At 34.6% G+C, this 18,500-nt stretch carries 22 protein-coding genes; 20 read left to right on the top strand and 2 right to left on the bottom strand.

Annotated elements, in window-relative coordinates; genetic code table 11:
* Positions 1–2: 2 nt before the first annotated feature.
* The 5 genes from GVK91_RS13150 to GVK91_RS13130 all read left to right on the top strand — a co-directional run bounded on the left by GVK91_RS13150 (position 3) and on the right by GVK91_RS13130 (position 3,380).
* Positions 3–776, top strand: a complete 774-nt coding sequence (locus tag GVK91_RS13150) for an ABC transporter ATP-binding protein (protein WP_159729257.1) — start codon at positions 3–5, stop codon at positions 774–776.
* A 5-nt stretch (positions 777–781) separates the two neighbouring features.
* Positions 782–1,786: an MlaD family protein gene (locus GVK91_RS13145; protein WP_153845023.1), complete on the top strand. Its 1,005-nt coding sequence runs from the start codon at positions 782–784 to the stop codon at positions 1,784–1,786.
* A gap of 141 nt (positions 1,787–1,927) precedes the next feature.
* Positions 1,928–2,629, top strand: coding sequence for an RluA family pseudouridine synthase (locus tag GVK91_RS13140; RefSeq protein ID WP_153845022.1), 702 nt, complete (start codon positions 1,928–1,930; stop codon positions 2,627–2,629).
* A 27-nt stretch (positions 2,630–2,656) separates the two neighbouring features.
* Positions 2,657–2,920 (top strand): hypothetical protein, encoded by a 264-nt coding sequence (locus GVK91_RS13135; protein WP_153845021.1) that lies wholly within the window; start codon positions 2,657–2,659, stop codon positions 2,918–2,920.
* Between the two features lie 109 nt (positions 2,921–3,029).
* Positions 3,030–3,380, top strand: coding sequence for a DUF983 domain-containing protein (locus GVK91_RS13130; RefSeq protein WP_227550108.1), 351 nt, complete (start codon positions 3,030–3,032; stop codon positions 3,378–3,380).
* 20 nt (positions 3,381–3,400) lie between these two features.
* On the opposite strand, the gene GVK91_RS13125 is transcribed toward GVK91_RS13130, so the two are convergent.
* Entirely contained in the window at positions 3,401–3,691 is a 291-nt protein-coding gene (locus GVK91_RS13125; RefSeq protein ID WP_153845020.1) for a DUF4286 family protein, read from the bottom strand.
* A gap of 177 nt (positions 3,692–3,868) precedes the next feature.
* On the opposite strand from GVK91_RS13125, the gene GVK91_RS13120 reads away from it, so the two are divergent.
* The 11 genes from GVK91_RS13120 (at position 3,869) to GVK91_RS13070 (ending at position 15,061) form a co-directional block, all read left to right on the top strand.
* Positions 3,869–5,749: a S9 family peptidase gene (locus tag GVK91_RS13120; RefSeq protein ID WP_153845019.1), complete on the top strand. Its 1,881-nt coding sequence runs from the start codon at positions 3,869–3,871 to the stop codon at positions 5,747–5,749.
* A 12-nt stretch (positions 5,750–5,761) separates the two neighbouring features.
* Positions 5,762–7,420, top strand: a complete 1,659-nt coding sequence (locus GVK91_RS13115; protein WP_153845018.1) for a sensor histidine kinase KdpD — start codon at positions 5,762–5,764, stop codon at positions 7,418–7,420.
* 15 nt (positions 7,421–7,435) lie between these two features.
* Positions 7,436–8,134: a response regulator transcription factor gene (locus GVK91_RS13110; RefSeq protein WP_046674214.1), complete on the top strand. Its 699-nt coding sequence runs from the start codon at positions 7,436–7,438 to the stop codon at positions 8,132–8,134.
* Between the two features lie 143 nt (positions 8,135–8,277).
* Complete coding sequence (gene greA, locus GVK91_RS13105) at positions 8,278–8,751, top strand: transcription elongation factor GreA (protein WP_046674213.1); 474 nt, start codon at positions 8,278–8,280, stop codon at positions 8,749–8,751.
* Positions 8,752–8,874: 123 nt separating this feature from the next.
* Entirely contained in the window at positions 8,875–10,089 is a 1,215-nt protein-coding gene (locus tag GVK91_RS13100) for a site-specific integrase (RefSeq protein ID WP_159729253.1), read from the top strand.
* A gap of 41 nt (positions 10,090–10,130) precedes the next feature.
* Positions 10,131–10,691, top strand: a complete 561-nt coding sequence (locus GVK91_RS13095; RefSeq protein ID WP_159729251.1) for a hypothetical protein — start codon at positions 10,131–10,133, stop codon at positions 10,689–10,691.
* 51 nt (positions 10,692–10,742) lie between these two features.
* Entirely contained in the window at positions 10,743–11,000 is a 258-nt protein-coding gene (locus GVK91_RS13090) for a hypothetical protein (RefSeq protein ID WP_159729249.1), read from the top strand.
* Between the two features lie 801 nt (positions 11,001–11,801).
* A complete protein-coding gene (locus tag GVK91_RS13085; protein ID WP_159729247.1) occupies positions 11,802–12,689 on the top strand; it encodes a hypothetical protein in 888 nt (295 codons plus the stop codon).
* A gap of 189 nt (positions 12,690–12,878) precedes the next feature.
* Entirely contained in the window at positions 12,879–13,703 is an 825-nt protein-coding gene (locus GVK91_RS13080; RefSeq protein ID WP_159729245.1) for a phage antirepressor KilAC domain-containing protein, read from the top strand.
* 275 nt (positions 13,704–13,978) lie between these two features.
* Complete coding sequence (locus GVK91_RS13075; protein WP_159729243.1) at positions 13,979–14,668, top strand: hypothetical protein; 690 nt, start codon at positions 13,979–13,981, stop codon at positions 14,666–14,668.
* A 3-nt stretch (positions 14,669–14,671) separates the two neighbouring features.
* Entirely contained in the window at positions 14,672–15,061 is a 390-nt protein-coding gene (locus GVK91_RS13070) for a hypothetical protein (protein WP_159729241.1), read from the top strand.
* A gap of 61 nt (positions 15,062–15,122) precedes the next feature.
* Here the strand turns inward: GVK91_RS13070 and GVK91_RS13065 are convergent, their stop codons facing one another.
* Positions 15,123–15,347 carry a hypothetical protein gene (locus tag GVK91_RS13065; protein ID WP_159729239.1) on the bottom strand — a complete coding sequence of 75 codons (225 nt, stop codon included), beginning with the start codon at positions 15,345–15,347 and terminating at the stop codon, positions 15,123–15,125.
* A gap of 156 nt (positions 15,348–15,503) precedes the next feature.
* Between GVK91_RS13065 and GVK91_RS13060 the strand changes: the two genes are divergently transcribed.
* The 4 genes from GVK91_RS13060 (at position 15,504) to GVK91_RS13045 (ending at position 18,496) form a co-directional block, all read left to right on the top strand.
* Positions 15,504–15,866 (top strand): hypothetical protein, encoded by a 363-nt coding sequence (locus GVK91_RS13060; RefSeq protein WP_159729237.1) that lies wholly within the window; start codon positions 15,504–15,506, stop codon positions 15,864–15,866.
* Entirely contained in the window at positions 15,856–17,064 is a 1,209-nt protein-coding gene (locus tag GVK91_RS13055) for a terminase family protein (RefSeq protein ID WP_159729235.1), read from the top strand. Before GVK91_RS13060 ends, GVK91_RS13055 begins: the two co-directional genes overlap by 11 nt.
* Before the next feature lie 25 nt (positions 17,065–17,089).
* A complete protein-coding gene (locus GVK91_RS13050) occupies positions 17,090–17,629 on the top strand; it encodes a hypothetical protein (protein WP_159729233.1) in 540 nt (179 codons plus the stop codon).
* A gap of 231 nt (positions 17,630–17,860) precedes the next feature.
* Complete coding sequence (locus GVK91_RS13045) at positions 17,861–18,496, top strand: hypothetical protein (RefSeq protein ID WP_159729231.1); 636 nt, start codon at positions 17,861–17,863, stop codon at positions 18,494–18,496.
* Positions 18,497–18,500 lie beyond the last annotated feature (4 nt).

The following is an 18,500-nucleotide window of genomic DNA, read 5'->3' as shown; positions in this document are numbered from 1 at the left end:
CTATGGAAAAGATTAAATCAACCATCGAACATTCGAAGCCGGTCATTGAAATTAGGGATGTTAGCAAATCTTTCGGTGATAATCACGTCCTACGTGGTGTCAACCTGGATTTATATAAAGAAGAAAATCTCGTTGTGCTTGGGCGTTCTGGAACAGGGAAATCAGTGTTGATCAAATTGATTTCGGGCTTATTAAGACCTGATGAGGGGACGATCAATGTTTTGGGAGAGTCAGTTCTTGAATTAAATGATCGCGAACTGCGTGAATTACGCTTGAAAATAGGGTTTTCTTTTCAGAATAGTGCACTTTATGACAGTATGACTGTGCGCGAAAATTTGGAATTTCCATTGGTTCGAAATAAACGGAACTTAACACGTTCGGAGATCAACCACGCTGTAGAAGAGGTTTTGGATGGAGTAGGGCTTTCGCAAGCTATCAATCAGATGCCATCGGAGTTGTCGGGTGGACAACGTAAACGAATTGGTATTGCGCGCACACTGATTCTTAGACCTGAAATCATGATGTACGATGAACCAACAGCAGGACTAGATCCGATCACTTGTTTGGAGATTAATGGATTGATTAATGAGGTTCAGGAGAGGTATAAAACAGCATCAATTATTATTACGCATGATTTAGCTTGTGCGAAAGAAGTGGGAGACCGTATTGTGATGTTGTTGGATGGCAAGTTTGAAAGACAGGGGTCTTTTGAAGAGATTTTTGATACAGATGACGCACGTGTAAGAGCGTTTTATAATTATAATTTTATTCTATAATATACATGAGTAAGGCAGAAAATAAAAGAGCAATCATTGTCGGTATTTTTGTTTTTTTAGGCGTATTGATTCTTTTAGCGGGTATTTTTGTTTTGGGTAGCCAGCAAAAGAAATTTACTAGAAATATCGAAATTACGACTTCATTTCCCGATGTCGCTGGATTGAAAGTGGGAAGTAATGTGTGGTTTTCTGGGGTTAAGGTAGGGATCATTAAGAATATACATTTTAAAAGCGTGCAGGATGTTGAGGTGGTATTGACAATCGAGGAGAAATCTGCTGAATATATTCGTAAAGATGCTGTAACAAAATTGGGCTCGGACGGTTTGATTGGTAACAAGATTGTAGTGATTTCTGGGGGGTCGCAAAATGCGCCAACAGTGGAGACGGGTGATTTCTTGCGTTCGGCGAAGACTGCGGACATGGAAGCAATGATGGAAACATTGCAGGTAAATAATGAAAACTTAGCAAAGATTACTACTGACTTTGTAGAAATATCACGTGGATTGGCGGACGGAAAAGGAATGGTTGGAGCGATGTTGACCGATACTTCTATGGTTAATACATTGCGTGCTACGTTATTGTCAATCAGTGCTGCAATGAATAATGCGAATAAAGCATCTGCTAATTTGGTTACCTTGACAAACTCTTTAAATAGCAATAAGGGCTTGATCCATGATTTAACGACTGATACCGCTATATTCTCTAACCTGCGTCAGTCTGCAGCGCAGTTGCAAGGAGTTTCTCAGACAGCAAATGCGTTGATAAACAATTTGAATAATGCTTCAAGTCGATTGAATGATAAAGATAATGCGGTGGGTGTGTTATTGAATGACCCGGCATCGGCAAATCAAATTAAATCGGCAATCAATAATTTAAATTCGAGCACATCCAAACTGGACGAGAATATGGAAGCGCTACAACATAATTTCTTGTTGCGTGGTTTCTTTAAAAAGAAGATGAAGGAAGATGCGAAAAAAGCTGAGTTGCTTAAAGCGGACACTGCAAAATAAGTTGTGTTAAAAAAGAACATAAGGAAAGGCTGTACGCTTGCGTAGGGCCTTTTTTAATAAATAATAGCGTCATTATGGGATCCAACTCAACAGGTATTAGCACTGTATAGCATTTGGATAACCCTTTTAGATTTGAAAGAAATGAATCACAGCGAAATAACCGATAAAGACGTCATTTACGAAGACAATCATCTCATAGCTATAAATAAGAAGGCCGGGGATATTGTGCAGGTGGATGAAACAGGAGACCTATCTTTAGAAGATATGGTGAAAGTATATTTGAAAAAGAAATATGATAAGCCAAATGAAGCATTTGTTGGTGTTATTCATCGATTAGATAGACCTGTTAGTGGTATGATTTTGTTCGCCAAAACAAGCAAGGCTCTAGAGCGAATGAATAAATTTTTTCAGGATAGACATGTGAAAAAGACCTATTTGGCAATAGTCAGACAGCGTCCGCGAAAAACTGAGGGGAAACTTATCAATTGGTTGGTTCGGAATAGACAAACAAGGGTAACAAAGGCCTTTCCACGCGAGGTGAAAGGCGGAAGTTATGCCGAGTTGGATTATACATTGGTGGGTGAGTTGAATGGATTCTATTTGCTGCGCGTAGAGCCTTTAACAGGTCGTACACATCAGATTCGTGCGCAACTTGCAGCGATGGGATGTCCTATTGTTGGTGATAATAAGTATGGATATCCAAGAGGTAGTTCTTTGGGCAGTATTTGTTTACATTCTCGTTCATTGGCCTTTACGCATCCAATAAAAAAGGATAAGATGGAATTGACCGCTTCTTTGCCGAAAGATGGCTTTTGGGATAAATTTGAATCTTTGGCACGCTAATCGTTAAAATTTCAGTACCTTTGTGTTATGAAATGGTTTAAATATTTACTCCTAATATTTACCTTAAGCTGCTCGGCTGTGTCTGTTTCGTACGGACAGTGTGCGATGTGTACATTGACCGCTGAGAATTCTACGAAGGAAGGAAATATGCAAGGAAGAGGTCTGAATGACGGTATTTTGTTTCTATTGGTAATACCTTATCTAGCTGCGGCGGGCCTTGGTTATTTATGGTATAAAAAATACCGTAAGAAGAACCCTGTAACAAAGAAATTTTTAAACGAAATAAAATAGATTCTTCATGCCCACATCCAAATTCCATGCAATGATACATTCCAAATGTCCGAAGTGTCATATTGGTAATGTATTTGTAGGAAAGGTATACAGTTTACACAAGCAGCATATGAATGATACTTGCCCTTATTGTGGTGTCAAGTACGAGGTTGAGCCGGGGTATTTCTATGCTGCCATGTATGTGAGTTATGCTTTGTCTGTCGCTGAGATTGTTACTGTATCTGTTGCTATCGCAATTTTGACCGGAAGCGAGTCTCCTTGGTCTTATCTGATTGGTCTAGCTGTAACTATTTTGGTCTTCGCACCTTTTAATTTTAGATATGCCCGTTTGATTTTACTTCATTTTTTAACGCCAAAAATCAGTTATGATCCGCGCTATGAATTGGCGGCAGAGATAGGTGAAAAGGATAATAAGAACCTTGAAGAAGATAGCAACGGTATTAATGATCTAAAAAAATAAAAGAGCTCCAAAGAGCTCTTTTATTTTTTTAGATACTTCATGGTACTGTCGAAAAGGAACACCTTGTCTTTATATACTTCCGAAATGAGTTGTTGTAATGGGATTAGATGTACTTGCTGAAAATCTGCTATATGGTCTTCTGAAGGGAGTACAACCTGAATGCAGTAGGTCATACCTTCATGTGGAGACTGGAGCATTTCCAGAAAATGCACTTGAAATTTTTGGGATTGCACGATATGATCCTGAATCCATGAAACGACCTCTTGATGGATTGTTTCTTCTGCTATAACGGAGACATTGTATAAAAACATATGCAAAAATACGCTATTTTTTTGCTATAAAAAAGATTCTAAAGGACAGAGCCGAGATAAGTTTGAATATTACATTTAATTACTATATCTTGTAAAAATAAGGTTGCATTTCATGCAATTCCGTATTTAATTGCAATATTTGGAATAAATGATAAGGATGTATTTGGGATTATGAGGATGAAATTTTGGATAGGTTTGTTTTTTTCTGCCATGATCATGTTGGGGTGTCGACGACATAGTGTTGATCTTATTCCAATAAATCAATTTTTTTCTACACCTGAAAAATCAAATTTTAAGATTTCTCCAAATGGTCGATTTATAGCTTACATTGGCTTGGATAATCATTGTAAAAATATCTATTTAATAGATTTGATCAATAAGGATAGTTCCAAACAGCTTACTTATCAAAATGATATTAATGTAAAATCCTTCGCTTGGAACAATGATTCAAAAATTTCCTTTTTGACGGAACAATCTTCGCAGGATAGTTTACGTTTATATGCTGTGGACATCAACACAGAAAAGATTTGGCCATTGATTAAACCGGTACGAGGTCGGTTTCGATGGATTCATGCTATGGCGACCGGAGGGGATAGTTTTATAGCGGGAATCAATGACCGAGATTCCTCATTTTTTGACCTTTATCGTATCTATTTAGACGGGAGGCCACGGGAATTGGTTTTACAGAATCCCGGAAATATGAGTTCCTGGGTTGTATCCAATGATGGGCAGGTACGATTGGCTGTGGCCAACGATTCTGTACAGCAATCTGTGCTCTATAGAAGCTCAGAAAAAGAACCATTTAAAGAGATTATACGATGTGATGTTGAAAGTAGTTTTACTCCACTGGGTTATAAGGATAGTTCAAATGCCATTATTTATGCTTTATCTAATATAGACCGGGATAAACTAGCCTTGGTAAGTTATGATTTAGTAAATCAAAAAGAGCTGGGCGAGCTATATAGTCATAAAGATGTTGACGTGAGCCCTGGGGGGTATTTCACTGAACAGAATAAGCTGTTATTTGTCAATTATAGCACATCAAGACAGAACAGACATTTTTTTGATGAGGCTACCAAAGAGAAATATGATCAATTGTCGAAGCAGATTGATGGCTTTGAGTTTCAGGTATTGAACACTGATATTTCGGGGAATAAGGTCATTGTTAAAACCTATACGGACGTAAATCCGGGCGGGATTTATTTTTATGATTTTTCGACACAAAAATTAACGAAGCTAACAGATAATAATTCCGATCTAAAGGACAAAGAACTTTCGCCAAATGAGTATATCACTTATACCGCGAGAGATGGTATTCAGATTTCGGGTTATTTAACTTATCCCATTCATTCCAATCGCAAAAATCTGCCTATGGTTGTATTGCCCCACGATGGACCTAACGGACGGGAGGTTTGGGGATTTGATAATGAAGCGCAGTTTTTGGCAAACAGGGGCTATTTGGTTTTTCAGATGAACTATAGGGGATCGACTGGTTTTGGTAAGAAGTTTTGGACTGCTGGATTTAAAGAGTGGGGAGGGAAGATTCAGGATGATATTACCGATGGAGTGAAATGGTTGATTAAAGAAGGAATTGCTGATCGGGAACGTGTCGCTATTGTAGGGAAAGGTTTTGGGGGCTATTCGGCGCTACACGCTGCTTGTTTTAATTCTGATCTTTATAAATGTGCCGTGTCTTATTCCGGTTATACCAATCTGTTCACTTACTTTAGAGATATACCACCATATTTTAAATCGTATGTACAGAAAATGTATCAAGTAGTTGGGAATCCGATTCGGGAGGCTGAGCTATTTAAAAATATTTCACCTGTATTTCATTCGGATAAAGTAAAGATACCGGTGTTATTGGTACAGGGAGGAAAGGATAGGTTTAGTTCGGTAACAGATGCAAATCAATTTGTACAGAAATTAAAGAATAATAATATTCCCGTACAATACATCCTAAAAGAGGACGAGGATAGAACTTTTAAACGGGACGAGAATGTCTTTGGTTACTATAATGAGTTGGAGCGGTTTTTGGCGAAATATCTTGTAGACTAAGGGCGGGAGATTATGAAAGCAGAGAAATATAGCTATCGAAAAAACTACGGATTATTGTTGATGTTTTTCATCGTGATTAGTGGTCTGTATATATTTGCCCTTTTTCTTTCGCGTAATTATACAGAATCGCATATTAAGAACGAATTTACCAATCGAAAATCGGAGATATTTGATCAAACCTTAGTCCCCTTCAATGATTTTTTTCAGAATAGAATTCCTGAAGTATCTTTTTATCAAGGTTTTTTGGATTCAGTCCAGGCGGGAAAATATGCATATAGTATATTAAGTTCCTACCCATTCGTTAGAGAAATTGGTTTTTTTGATTTACAATTTAATAATGATCATAACTTGAACTATGGTTTTATTGTTAATAACCTTAGAATTCAACCGAAAACCATTACTTTTTTTACCGTTTCCAGGTCTGGCCTGAACAAAAATACGATTCGGGATCGTGGGCAGATGGGCTTGCATTCCGAAGAGATTAATAATATTGGTGTGAAGCTGGCAACTTATATCGATAAATTGCAACCGAATGCCAAGCTTTCTGATAAGGATATACTGAAGGTTTTTTATACCATAAGACCTGGACAGATTACCTATCTGAATATTCCAAGGGTCAACGACTTAATAGTCTATAAGTCCATTATGGAAGGTAATTTGGATCATACTGTCGGATATGAACAGGATATGTTCAATTTTCAGATTGATCCAATGTATCTGGAAGTAAAAAATAGTTATTCAAATCTTTATGAGAAAGTAGAAATAGTCCCACTGGTTGGTGCTCCGATCACGCCGGAAAATGACGAGATTTCAACGGAGATGCCGTTACCTGGAGCCTTAGCTGACTACAAACTTCTTTTTAGGTCGAGTAAAAGTTTTCTGTCAAAAGAGATAAATCGCAGTTTTTGGCCGGTATTGGGAGGGGTATCCCTGATTTATATTATTTTGATTGCAATATTATATTTAATTTATAGAAATTTAGAAATTAACGGAAGACTTTTTAAATTGCAGTACGATTTCATCAATAATCTTACCCACGAGTTTAAGACGCCTGTGAGTGTTATTAAAATTGCTGGAAATAATATTAAGAGTGCGCAGGTGCTCTCTGATGAAGAACGGAAAATGTATGGAAATATATTAGATCAGGAGGCAGACCGATTAAATAACTTGATGAATAAGCTGTTGTCTTTTAGTCAGATCGAAAATAAAACCATAAAATTAAATAAAGAAGAAGTTGATTTGGAGGAATTTACCGAAAATCTAGTAGCTTCGTCAAGAATAAAATATGCGGATTTCAAGATTAGCACAAAAATTGATGTAAGGACATCAATGCTTGCAGATCCGGTACTGTTAAGTAGTGTGTTTCAAAATATGATCGATAATGCCTATAAATATTCGAAAGCGGGGCATAAAATCTTAGATATTGCGATACAACAAAACAAGAAGAATTTTGTTATCACTTTTAAGGATGAAGGAATAGGTATTGAGAAGGCAGAGTTTAACAACATCTTCAAAAAGTTTTATAGAATAAAAAGTCAATATAATCAGCAAGGAAGTATCGGTTTGGGCTTGGCTTTCTGTAAAGAGATTACTGAATTTATAGGCGGTGATATTACAGTAAAAAGTCAATTGGGACATGGGACCACCTTTACCTTGGTATTTCCGGTTTAAAAAATAAATTTAAATATGAATAAAGACATCACTGTTGCTGTTATTGAAGATGATGAGAACTTACGGTTCTTGGTAAAACATCGATTGGAATCCGAAGGCTATCAGGTCATTCAAAGTGGAAATGGGAATGAAGCGGAAAGTTTGATCTTGGAAAAGAGACCCGATGTGGTTTTGTTGGATTGGATGCTTCCAGGAAAAGAAGGCAACGAAATCTGTGAAGATGTCCGTAAAGCCGGGTTTGAGAATATCATTATCATGATGACAGCGAAGTCTCAAGATGTGGACAAAATTGAAGCCTATAGCTTTGGTGTGACTGATTACATTAGCAAGCCATTCAATATGGATGTGCTTATTGCTATGATCGATAATAAGGTGAAATTTTTCTTACCTAAGAACAGTCCCGAGGTGTATAAATTTGGTCAGACGGAACATCATCCAAATATTCATTCCCTAATACGTGATGGAAGGAAAGTTGAGTTGACTATTTTGGAAAACCGAATTTTGCTTCATTTTTTACAGAACTTAGGCCGGGAGATTACACGCGAGGAGTTAATGGAGGTTGTCTGGGGTTATAGCTCAAATGTCAACACACGTACTTTGGATATGCATGTGGTTCGTTTGAGGAAAAAGATCGAAACAAATCCAGATAAGCCACATTATCTACAAACAGTTCGGGGGCTGGGGTATAAATTTGTTGATGAGGAAGAGATTTAATTATATTTAACGGGTAAGAATTTGTTTTGTTGAAAACAATTATTATCTTCGTATAGATTCAAAGCAAGACCATGTTTCCTGACGAGGGAAATATGGTCTTGTTTCTTTTTTAAAAAGTAGAAAATAAGAAAAAAGATAAAATTATGGCAGAAGTAACTTATTTTACGGAAGAAGGATTGCGTAAGCTTAAAGAAGAATTGGCTTATCTGAAGACGGAAGGAAGGTCTAAAATTGCCAATGCTATTGCAGAGGCTAGAGACAAAGGAGATTTGTCAGAAAATGCAGAGTATGATGCTGCTAAAGAAGCTCAGGGTCTTCATGAGGCTAAAATTGCCAATTTGGAGAATACATTGGCGACAGCACGTTTAATTGATGAGTCCAAATTAGATACATCTAAAGTTTTGGCCTTATCGATTGTTAAGATCAAGAACAAAAAGAATGGTGCTGAAATGACTTATCAATTGGTGGCGGAGTCAGAAGCAGATTTAAAGTCGGGCAAGATTTCAGTTAAGTCTCCTATTGCCCAGGGTTTGTTGGGGAAATCGAAAGGTGATACAGCTGTTATTGAAGTTCCTGCTGGTAAAATTGAATTCGAGATTGTGGAGATTTCAAGATAATATATGTCGGTTATGTGCGGTACGCCATAACCGCAAAAACATAACCAAAACATATTTTAAGCTTGTTTTGTTCTAAAAATGTTCTAAATTTGAAAAAGTTTAGAACATTTTTTTTGTCCATATATGGCTATATCAAAATATACGCTACCTAGAGCGGTCAACGGAGAACAAATAATCTTTATTAATAAAGAGGGTAAAACAATAACGAGTGCAAAAAAAGGAACCAAAGGGAAATTGGGTAAAGGGTGGGTGATTGGTGTCTCTATTAATGGTAAGCAGGAAAAGGAAAGAATAACAACCAAAATACCAATTTTAGACCAAGAGGTTGAATGTATTGCGAGATTGGAAATTATCCATGATATGCTTAAACAGGGACTAAATCCTTATTCTGAAAATGATAAGAATAAGTATGCAGGTGTAAATGAAATAATAGATACTCGTATAACAGTTAAAGAAGCTGTTGACATTTATGAAAAGTTTCTTAAAGATAATGATGTTACTGATGATATACCAAAAATCAAGAAACGCTTAGATTTTATCGTTTCTAAATTTGCAAATAAGCTTCTAGAAAATGTTACTCCAATACATATGGAAGAAGTTATTCATTACCTTGTCAATGAAAATATTTATGCTGACTCCACATTGAAGAATGTTAAAAGCAATTACACGACTTTCTTCAAGCACTTCATTAAAAAAAGAATAATCTTTAATAATCCTATGGAAGACGTGTCTAATATAACCTCAAATAAAGACACAGAAGACAAGAACGAACCATTTGCTGATGGACACTTTGAAACAATAATGGAAGCCGTTAAAAGCCATAAAAAGCTTTATTTATTTACTTCGTTTATGTATCATACTTGCGCTAGACCTACGGAGTTAAGGAATTTAAAAAAGGAGAACATCAAAGACAATTTTATCCAATTTAAGGCATCAACAGCAAAAAATAAGTCCAAACAAACCGTGGATATTACCGAGCCATTACGGAAGCTGATTATTGAATTAAATCTTGAAGAAGCAGAAAACGATGATTATATATTTTCAAATGAATGTACGAAGGTTGACGGTGAAACGTGGGGTAAAAAGCAGTTGTATATTAATCACTTCTCAAATCTTTTCAGAGAGGGTATATTGAAGCCTTTGGGGTTATATATCGGTACTGGATATAATCTATATTCCTTCAAACACACATCTAATGTCCATAAGCTTTTAGACGGTTGGACACAAATTGAACTATCCGTTATCAATCGGCATAAGAGCCAAAAAAGTACAGAAGCTTACATTAAGAAGATTGCTAAATATGTGAAGATAAAAGAGAAAGTGATACGTGAATTATAATGCAAATAACTATATTTAGGTTTAACTATTTTATTTAAAGTATGAAGTTATATTTTTTTGAAGATAAACTGAGACATTCTTATGATGGGTCAGATTATTTGGTTTTCGAAGGAGAGTTTTTAAACGATTCTATTCCTTTTAAAGCGAGGTTTAAGGTAATTGATAGTAGTTCCAATACAGGTGTTGATTGGATAGATGCGGAATTTGGTAAAAATACAGTGGAATTTATCACTAGCGGTGGAAATGTATTTCAAGGAGGTGTAGTAAACGATGTGTTGAAGCCTTGGTTAATTAGCGAGTTGCGAAGAAATGAGAAGTCTATTTACAATGATTCTATGTTGGTAGCTAGGGGGAAAGATTCATATAAGTTTGATTTTAAGGTGCTATCGGATATGGAGCCATATAAAATTCAGTTTACTTATTTTGATACGAATACCCAAGACGAGTGGGCAACGACTGTTGAATCTGAAAATGGAGATTTACGACATTCAGGGGAAACAGATAGGTATAAATTATTCCCTTTTTTAAGAAATTACTACGACAGTTTTGTTATAGCCAAAATGAATGAAATAGAAAGCTTTAAAAAAATTAGACTCTATTAGATTCTTAACAAAATTGTATAGTAGTGTTATTATAGAATAAAAAGACTTAGTATGGAAAGCACAATTAGAGATTATGATATTTATTCAGTTGATAGAGAACTCTTTGAGGATATTAATGATGAAATAGCTAGATTAAATAAAATAGATTCTAGTATTTTAAAATTTAATACATATCAGCAGATTGACGATAAGTTCTTGTTTCATGTTTTTAAAGATGGTTTTGCACAGCTATCGATAGCTAAAGAACCCAAAGAACTGACTTATGAAGAATATGACAAAATGATTAAAAAATATGAGAAGGGCATTTAAGCCCTTTTTTTTATTATAGTTTTTTGGATGAATATTCCGAACGGCGTTGGGCGGAACCTCCCCGATATAAATTTGGCTCTATTTAAGACGATTTGAGAGAGTTTAAGTTGAAATTGAAGAGGAAGTTAATTTAAATATTATAGCTGATTACAGGCTCCGCCTGATAGCTTAAATTGAAGGATTTCTTAAAGATATATTGAGAATCTCAAATTTATAAAAATTGATATAATTCTTTTTCAATTGAATTTACAAAAATATTATCAATCAAAATTCCTCAAATCCTTATCAGGATTGAAAAATATAAAAATTAAAAAAGATATATAATATAACTTCAATCCCCTATTAAGACCACATTCAAAACCACAATCAATTTCATTTTTATTTTCAAGATTAAAACCAAAACCATTACCATTAGATGATGAGCTATAGTGTAGGTTATAGTGTAGGCGATAGTGTAGGTTATAATGTAGGTTATAATGTAGGTTATAGTGTAGGTTATAATGTAGGTTATAGTGTAGGTTATAATGAGTAGTGTAATTTAAATAATATAAAAAAAATAAATTTTTTATACTTGACTTTTCTATAAAAAGATTATATATTAATGTAAAGTAAATTAATTTACTTTTTTATTATACAAAATGAAACTTTCTCAAAAAGTATACTATTTATAATAAAAAGGATATTTCCAAATTTTAGTTTTTAAAATGGGTACAGAGTAGCTACTGTACCCTTTCTGTAACCACAGGCAAAATTAGAATTTGGGACAGAATTTAAAAAAATTAAAAATATAAAAATAAAAAAATGGAAATAGACGTGAATGGTATTATTACCACTGACGATAAAAACATCGTCACTATCTCATTACCAATGACGGTAATCGAAAAAATCAATCAACAAGCGGTAAACTGTACACCACTTTTCAAGACAAAACTATATTTTTTAATATGGTTAATCAACAGAGGAGATAAAGTTATAGGTCAAAACTCCTACTATTCAAATAGTTATCAGTTACATATACGTGCGCACAAGCAAGTATTCACTACCAAAAATGAATTACAAAAATTAATTAAATTCCTTTTTGATAATCAATTAATTGAGGTTATTGGTGAATATGGTACCAACAATAAAAAAGCACGTACATATAGAGTAATTGACGGTTGGACGTTAAAAAATAAATCAAATGAACTAATTCATTTGGATGTTAATATCTATACATTCGCTAGACATTTTCAAGATTTAAATTATTTGATATTGCCGTTATCGACCAAAAGACCTAAGCCCCATGTTATCAAGGAGTTTAAATCTGTTGAAGTGGTTAAATATGAGGAGCTTATAAATAAATTGATTGAAGAAAATAGAGAATTAAAGGAGCAAATTAAATCCCTTATTCAACCGCAATCTATTGTAATCGAGGAATATAACCAAGATGATAGCGACATTATAGAAGAAGAAATTGAAGTTATAAAAGAGTCTGGGCCGACAGTAATAGAGGATTGTATAACAACATTTAAACCAAATGACATATATACTACTGAGATAATCGATTTGATGAATAGAGGAATAAAGGAGTTTGACGATATTTTCGTTGCTGTGTATAGCAAATATTTCCAAGTATTGGATGATGAAGATATGAAGATGGAAGTCATCGAAATGCTATCCTCTAAGATAGAGGAGTTTATAGGGGAGTAGATAAGTTTTTTTATCCTTTTAATTTCGTTAAAATTAATGTATTGTCACTTTAAGGTAAGGAATATTAGGTAAAGTTGTAAAAAAATGGTCGTTTGTCAAAAGACAGACTATTTATAATAAAGGAGCAATCAAGACTGATTGCATTAAAGTCACTACCAATATGGAGCGCAAGGAGTAATTAATAGAATAATGAACAATTTAAAAAATGAAAATGATTTAGTAAAAATCAGTAAAAATGAAAATGGTATTGAAGTAGTAAGCGCAAGGGAACTATATAACAGGCTAGAGGTTGGAAGTCGCTTTACTGATTTTTTCAAACGAATGGCTGAATATGGATTTAAAGAAGATATTGATTACTCAAAATTGAGTACTGATAATCAAAGTGTTACAGATTACGCAATTACGTTGGATATGGCAAAACATATTGCTATGATTCAACGGACAGAACAAGGAATGAATATTAGACAATATTTCATTGATTATGAGAAGAACAAGTCTAATCAATTCCAAATTCCTACTACCTTATCAAGTGCCTTGTTACTTGCATCCCAACAAGCAGAGCAAATCGAGCAACAACAGCTATTGTTAGAACAGCAGACAAAGCAGATTGAGGAAAAAGAAAAGCAAGTATATCAATCCCAATTGGTAAACAAAAAATTGCAGTCAACCATATTGGACCAGGAGCCAAAAGTTGTTTTTGCACAAGCAATTGTTTGTGCTGAAACTGATGTACAAATAGGTCAACTTGCAAAGGTAATCAGTCAAGCTACAGGCAAAAGTATTGGACAAAATAAGCTCTTTTCAATACTCCGAGATAACGGCTATTTGCTAAGTCGTCGGGAGCAATATAACCTTCCTGCACAGACATATATTGATAGAGGAATTTTCAAAATCAAGTATTCAACATACACCGATACTTATAAAAAAGCAACGAGAATCAACGCCACGTGCATGGTAACGCCATTGGGGCAAGAATATTTTGTTAACAAGTTCGTGAAGAAATTTAAAGATTAATATATGTGGGATATAATTGGATATAGTATTGTAATTGGTATGGTTGTGAACATGATAACATCCATTCCATTATATAGTTACTTGGATAGATTAGGGAAGCCATTTAGTTGTGTTTTTTGCCTAGCATTTTGGATTTGTGTGTTCATTGGAACATTTAATTTACAACCGATGCCAATCATTAATTGGCTCTTTGTAACGCTATCGGCTCCATATGTGGCTGATATTATGGAACGCATTAAAAATGTGCTTCCAATTCGGATTAAGTAATAAATAGGTTGGATAATAATAAAGAAGAGGAATTTGATAAACAAATACTAAAAAGAAAAGAAGAAGCAATAACCGAATTGTACCACACAGGCCGTTATCAGGGCTTGTATATGGGCAAGGAATCAAAATGCAAAGATAATCCCATCAAAGCTTATATCAGTGGATGGCTAAAGATGAAGGGGTTTAAAGACAAGGCTATTGAGCAAGAAATGGATGACTATTACAACGAACTATTCAAAGAAGTTCATTTAATTAAAATGGAGAAATGGGTAGAACTTTTAGACAATCCCAAAAAGCTAACTGCAACCATTTGCCTTATTGCGCAAAGGCATCTATTTAGAGATGTTAATGAAAAGTATCCAAAGGCAAAGTCATACTACGAGAAAAATAAGCTCTTTTCGACCACTTTGGATAGAGAGACACAGCGTGTTAACCACAACGAATTTTTGGACATAGAAGGGGAATATGTGATTGGAGATATTGAGGTTAACCCCTTTGAAACTAAATATGGTATAACATGCGACAAGTTCATCAATATGATGACAGAGGAAGAAAAAGAACTTTTTTATAGTTACTTAAACAAAAAAGGAACAGGACAAAAAGGAAGATATACGAATGCAGATAAAGAGCATTATAAAAAGATTTTTGATGAAATTAGCGGAATATGTAACCGTATAAAAAACGATTTAAATAAATAAAATATGACAATTCAAGAAAGAGAAGTTTTAAATGAAATATATAAAATACAAGGAGTTTTAACGACCTTTAAAGATGGTGGTGATTTAATGATTAACATCGCTACACAACAGCAATTAAACGTGATTTTGGGCAAACTTAAAGAAGCGTATCCCACAGTAAAATACCCATTGAAAATTGATTCGTGCAGTGGTTGTATAAGGAATTTTCTCAGTGACTTATTGCCTGTATTCGACCGACTTAATAAGCAGGAGAAACAATTGAACCAAATTGAAATGGTAGGGGGCATGTTCGAAATAATCGAGAATGCCACAGATGAGGAGTTTACTAATGCCACCAAAGAAGAGGTGCCAGAGCCGACAAAAGTAACAACAAGAAGAAAGGGTAAAAAGTAATGTTGAATGAAAACTTTAGAAACAAAGTTAAATCGGAAATAGAGAGAAAGTTTAAGGATAGCTAATTGCTATCCTTTTTTTGTTCGTCAAATATTTTTTTTGCATAAGAATAAAGGACTGTACCAAAGGGAGTGTGATTTGGTATTCGCTCGTTATTACGGTTATAAAGTCTTATACCATCTGTGTCATTTTCCGCTGTATAATAGATGTGGTTATCCAATTCTAAAAACACAATTTTGTCTATTTCTACACTGAACACTTCGAAGTTCCTTTCTGAATTTTCCATAATTTTTTAAAATATAATTTCTTAATAATGCAATTTACGAAATATTATTCTACGGTTGTGTCAGATTTTTGCGAAAAATGTTGTGAAATAGATTTCTAGTGCGTGCCAATATTTATTGGTGGAGATGCCAAGAAAATAATGGCATAATATGGGAAAATGGCAACAAGACAACCACAAAAGAAGAATGAAACATCAATAAAAAAAGGAGAGGTAAGAAATCCTAAAGGAAAACCAAAGGGGACTTTGAACAAAGTAACAGCAAGAACCAAAGCCACTATTGAAATGGTTATGGATGCTTTGGCGGAGAATATTATTGATGACCTTCAACAAGTAAATTCCTCACGCAGACTTCAAGTCTACATCGACCTAATGAATTATATAAAGCCCAAATTAAGTTCGACTAAAAATGAAAATACCAATGAAATAAAAGGCGATGTAAAGATTAATATTTCATGGGATGATGATGCAATCGAATTAAAAACCCCTCACGATAACGAGGAATTAGAGGATGGAGAATAATATAAATCTCCGATTACCAAAGCCCCATAAAACACAACAGATAGTTCTTGATGCTTTTAAAACAACACGCTTTATTACAATGTGTTGTGGTCGTCGTTGGGGCAAATCCCTCATATCAAAAACGATTAGCATAATAGAGGGAGTACAAGGCAAACACATAGCTTATGTAACTCCTCAGTATCGATTAGCAAAGAGGTTTTTTAAAGAGATAATTAATCAGTTACCTAGCGGAATTTATGAAGCAAATAAGAGTGATTTAACAGTCGAATTTATTTCGGGTGGCACCATTAGTTTTTTTAGTGGTGAGAATTTAGATGCACTCCGAGGGGGCGAATATGATGTATTGATAATAGATGAAGCATCATTTATTGCGGATTTAGAAGAGGGTTGGAAGAACGCTTTAAGGCCGTTATTGACTAAGACAAAAGGCAAAGCATTATTCATAAGTACACCGAGGGGTAAGGATTACTTTTTTGAACTAACAAAGAAAGCAGTAGATAATAGAGATTGGAGGAATTTCCAATTTACAACCTATGACAATCCACATATTGACCCGAAAGAAATTGACAATGCAAAGGCTGATTTACCATCCGAATCTTTTAATCAGGAGTATTTAGCAGTTGCAGGAAGTAATAAAAATGGTATCGTATCGCTTGATGTAATAACACGTAATACCATAGCGGAGTATAGCACGGAGCCGACGGCAATCATAGGTATAGACGTAGCATCAACCACTGACTTTACATCAATCTCATTCATGTCAGCAAGTGGCAAAATGACTGACCACGTACATTTTCAATCCAATGATTGGGTGATTGTTGAAGAGAAGATTAAAGCGTTACCACAAAATATAATGAAGGTAATGGACATTACTGGAGTTGGTAAGGTGGTATATGATAATCTAATCAACCAAGGGGTTTTAAATTTAATTGGGTTCACATTCACAGGACAAAGCAAACCACAATTGATAAAGGAATTGATTTTAGCATTAGAGAAGGACAAGTTAAAATTCAATGAGATTACAGCTAACGAGCTTTCAACATTTGAATATAAACTAATGAAAGGTGGACACGTAACGTATAATGCTATTAAGGGTTGTCATGATGACACCGTTGTTAGTTTGGCTTTATGTAATAAATTCCTTCCTGATGTGCAATATTTAGTCAATGATAATCCACTATCAAAATACGGTTGGTAAGCCAATATTTATTATCAAAAAAGTAATGGTTACAAAAGAAGAATTATTAAATAAACTCCCCGTTAGATGGGCTGATATAACCCTTAAACAATATATCCAATTCAGGAATCTAATTGAACAATTGGGTGGAACCGATGATTTTGAAAAGGTATACAGAAACATGCTAGATATATATTTCTATGTGTTTACTGGAGTACAGCTTTATGACGTTGAAGGATTCAGACAGGTCGATTATTTTAAAGTTGCTGAAAGGTTTAATGCGTTCGAGAACGACGAATCTAATACGACAGCACAGATTGACGAGGAGTTGATAAAGGATTTCGACCAAATCATATTTGAAGACCTTTTGAAATATATGAACCTTCAAGAACAAAACAATATATCTAATTGGCCTGAAATGATAAACATATTATTGAAAGAACCTATTGACAACATAGAGAACCAAATGAACATGGCAGAAGCCAATAGGTTTTTTTTTGTGCTAGAGAATCAGTTGACCGATTATTTAAAAGCTTTGGAAACCTCTTTGATGGAGAAGTTGAAGAAGAAGCACAAAGCGCAATAGAAGCATCACAGCAATATTTAAAGAAGGAGTTTTATAAGCGTTGGGGGTATTTTGAATTATTACATAATGTGTGTGAATACTTATTCATCGATATGATTCAAGGAATGAAAATGTTTGCCGTTGATGTGTTCGTATACAGTTCATTGTTGAAGGACAAAGTAAATATTCTAAAGAAGTAAAACCCCTCATTATAAAAATTATAATGTATGAGGAATTTTAAAATTTATAATCATGGCAAAAAGTCTAAAGCAAGCAAGTAAAAAAGCACAATTCAATAGTTTGATTGATAACCTTGTTGCAACGGTGGGTGAAGATAAAGGAGCGTTTTCCTTTAATATGAACATCCTAGAGCAGATAGTAGCGGAGTTTATCGAGCGAGTAAAAGAGGGTATGAACTCAATTGATAACTTCATACTTACAGGTGCAACACAAGAACTTTCTATTAAGGTCAATAGCTTGAATGAAATCGAGGTGCTAGGCACCTTGGCAACTATTGTACAGGCAAGGGGAGTTAATGGCGTTGAACAAAACAACGGTTCGGTACATAGTTATAAAGAGTTTAAGCCCCCTGTTTCAGTTTTCATAGATTGGATTAAGAACAGACAATTAATAACTAGCCGAAATTCTACCTTTTTTAAAGATAGTGCGTTCGATGATATGACCACAGACGAGAAGATAACACAATTAGCTTATGCGATAAGAGCAACAATTTATAAGAAGGGTTTTCAAAGTAGAGGTAATTATTGGGATTGGAATGTTGATTGGCTAAAGCAAGAATTGAATACACGCATTCAACAGAATTTAGGAGACCAAATAAAATTCCGAATCTTCGACAAGTACGGAAATAACGTACATAAAAAACAATAATATA

It is taken from the genome of Sphingobacterium sp. 18053 (assembly GCF_902706145.1).
Taxonomy (GTDB): domain Bacteria; phylum Bacteroidota; class Bacteroidia; order Sphingobacteriales; family Sphingobacteriaceae; genus Sphingobacterium; species Sphingobacterium paramultivorum.
This window is presented reverse-complemented; position numbering and strand designations above follow the sequence as displayed.

Bases quoted from the DNA above. Each gene is read 5' to 3' on its own strand.
- GVK91_RS13150 (WP_159729257.1), top strand. From the start codon at position 3: ATGGAAAAGATTAAATCAACCATCGAACATTCGAAGCCGGTCATTGAA.
- GVK91_RS13145 (WP_153845023.1), top strand. From the start codon at position 782: ATGAGTAAGGCAGAAAATAAAAGAGCAATCATTGTCGGTATTTTTGTT.
- GVK91_RS13140 (WP_153845022.1), top strand. From the start codon at position 1,928: ATGAATCACAGCGAAATAACCGATAAAGACGTCATTTACGAAGACAAT.
- GVK91_RS13135 (WP_153845021.1), top strand. From the start codon at position 2,657: ATGAAATGGTTTAAATATTTACTCCTAATATTTACCTTAAGCTGCTCG.
- GVK91_RS13130 (WP_227550108.1), top strand. From the start codon at position 3,030: ATGAATGATACTTGCCCTTATTGTGGTGTCAAGTACGAGGTTGAGCCG.
- GVK91_RS13125 (WP_153845020.1), bottom strand. From the start codon at position 3,691: ATGTTTTTATACAATGTCTCCGTTATAGCAGAAGAAACAATCCATCAA.
- GVK91_RS13120 (WP_153845019.1), top strand. From the start codon at position 3,869: ATGAAATTTTGGATAGGTTTGTTTTTTTCTGCCATGATCATGTTGGGG.
- GVK91_RS13115 (WP_153845018.1), top strand. From the start codon at position 5,762: ATGAAAGCAGAGAAATATAGCTATCGAAAAAACTACGGATTATTGTTG.
- GVK91_RS13110 (WP_046674214.1), top strand. From the start codon at position 7,436: ATGAATAAAGACATCACTGTTGCTGTTATTGAAGATGATGAGAACTTA.
- greA (WP_046674213.1), top strand. From the start codon at position 8,278: ATGGCAGAAGTAACTTATTTTACGGAAGAAGGATTGCGTAAGCTTAAA.
- GVK91_RS13100 (WP_159729253.1), top strand. From the start codon at position 8,875: ATGGCTATATCAAAATATACGCTACCTAGAGCGGTCAACGGAGAACAA.
- GVK91_RS13095 (WP_159729251.1), top strand. From the start codon at position 10,131: ATGAAGTTATATTTTTTTGAAGATAAACTGAGACATTCTTATGATGGG.
- GVK91_RS13090 (WP_159729249.1), top strand. From the start codon at position 10,743: ATGGAAAGCACAATTAGAGATTATGATATTTATTCAGTTGATAGAGAA.
- GVK91_RS13085 (WP_159729247.1), top strand. From the start codon at position 11,802: ATGGAAATAGACGTGAATGGTATTATTACCACTGACGATAAAAACATC.
- GVK91_RS13080 (WP_159729245.1), top strand. From the start codon at position 12,879: ATGAACAATTTAAAAAATGAAAATGATTTAGTAAAAATCAGTAAAAAT.
- GVK91_RS13070 (WP_159729241.1), top strand. From the start codon at position 14,672: ATGACAATTCAAGAAAGAGAAGTTTTAAATGAAATATATAAAATACAA.
- GVK91_RS13065 (WP_159729239.1), bottom strand. From the start codon at position 15,347: ATGGAAAATTCAGAAAGGAACTTCGAAGTGTTCAGTGTAGAAATAGAC.
- GVK91_RS13060 (WP_159729237.1), top strand. From the start codon at position 15,504: ATGGCAACAAGACAACCACAAAAGAAGAATGAAACATCAATAAAAAAA.
- GVK91_RS13055 (WP_159729235.1), top strand. From the start codon at position 15,856: ATGGAGAATAATATAAATCTCCGATTACCAAAGCCCCATAAAACACAA.
- GVK91_RS13050 (WP_159729233.1), top strand. From the start codon at position 17,090: ATGGTTACAAAAGAAGAATTATTAAATAAACTCCCCGTTAGATGGGCT.
- GVK91_RS13045 (WP_159729231.1), top strand. From the start codon at position 17,861: ATGGCAAAAAGTCTAAAGCAAGCAAGTAAAAAAGCACAATTCAATAGT.